2 protein-coding genes are annotated in these 1,244 nt (G+C 53.5%); both read right to left on the reverse strand.

What is annotated here, in order from left to right; genetic code table 11:
• Positions 1-62 precede the first annotated feature (62 nt).
• Positions 63-656: a hypothetical protein gene (locus tag ACBR42_RS17040; RefSeq protein ID WP_371208829.1), complete on the reverse strand. Its 594-nt coding sequence runs from the start codon at positions 654-656 to the stop codon at positions 63-65.
• 83 nt (positions 657-739) lie between these two features.
• The gene (locus ACBR42_RS17045; protein WP_371208830.1) at positions 740-1,117 is read right to left on the reverse strand and encodes a hypothetical protein; all 378 of its coding nucleotides are present in this window, start codon (positions 1,115-1,117) and stop codon (positions 740-742) included.
• Between the last annotated feature and the right edge of the window lie 127 nt (positions 1,118-1,244).

A 1,244-nucleotide genomic window follows, 5' to 3' on the forward strand; every position in this document is an offset into this window, starting at 1 on the left:
CAGCCGGGCAAGCCGCTCTTCAACGTCAAAAAATCCCGCCTGCTTCATGATCCATACTCCAATCAACGCAAGGAAAATGGAATCACAGAGCAGACCTCAATACCAGAGGGTTTTTCGAACCCTCCACGTTCCCCTGCATTATGCGTGCCGGGCTGTGTATAAATGCCAATATTTCCATTGCCGATCATGACATTGAACATATCAACGCCCCAAACATTATTGCCCAGAGAGAGGCCGTGATTGAACCCCTGAATTGAAACACTGAAAAGTGCCATGGCGGCATTGACGTTGTAGTTGTTATTGCCGGTATAATTCATTGTTATGCCGTCAATGGACTTGTTGCCCCGTAATGTAATGCCTTCCAGCCGGTTTGTCGTTGCCCAGTCATGATGGGGAAACCCGTCCTGCGATACATAAAGACAGGTGCCCGATGTCATGCGGCATTCCAGTATTGCGTTGCGTATCGTCACCAGTTCAGGATTGACCCGTAATGTTCTGGTCAGAACTTTTGTTGCGCCCTGCAGATCAACAATACAGCTTCGTGTGCCTGCGTAACAGCCATTCAGCATGGCCTGCAGGGCCGTACTATCATCGGCCCGGGCCAATGCTGCTGGAATGACGGCCCCCAGCAGGGCAAGAAAAACTGGATACTTCATCTGGCCTTTACTCCCCGTTTCAGATGATGCGTATATGGCTGGCATCGGATATTTCCGTCTGACGCCCATCTTCCATCTCAGCCTTATCCCGCTGAACGGGGCCAGCGCATGCTCTGCCGCCCTGTTATCCATGCCCGGACAACCGCGTTGCGGGCATAGGCTCTTTCGCTTTCCGCGAGGCCATGCATCCACAGCACCATATAAAACCCGATCAGTCCTGCCGCACCAATCAGGCAACTGGTCAGATGACCGGTCTGGGGAAGGGCCAGCAGCATGGTTCCCAGCCCGATTGCAGCCGTTGGCACCAGATGTCGTACGACCTGCGCCAGCCATTGATAGAGACGGATGCCCAGGGCTATGCGCACCACACAGTCCATGATGCTACGGCTTGCCCATGCAAAGGCGGCGCCATTCACCCCGAACCAGTGCAGGAACACCAGCAGCAGGGGGATATAGATCATGACCTGGAGGGTTCGAAAAACCCTCTGGTATTGAGGTCTGCTCTGTGATTCCATTTTCCTTGCGTTGATTGGAGTATGGATCATGAAGCAGGCGGGATTTTTTGACGTTGAAGAGCGGCTTGCCCGG

This window comes from Komagataeibacter sp. SM21 (genome assembly GCF_041402665.1).
GTDB lineage: Bacteria > Pseudomonadota > Alphaproteobacteria > Acetobacterales > Acetobacteraceae > Komagataeibacter > Komagataeibacter saccharivorans.

Coding starts and splice junctions, on each gene's coding strand:
- ACBR42_RS17040 (WP_371208829.1), bottom strand. CDS start 656: ATGAAGTATCCAGTTTTTCTTGCCCTGCTGGGGGCCGTCATTCCAGCA.
- ACBR42_RS17045 (WP_371208830.1), bottom strand. CDS start 1,117: ATGATCTATATCCCCCTGCTGCTGGTGTTCCTGCACTGGTTCGGGGTG.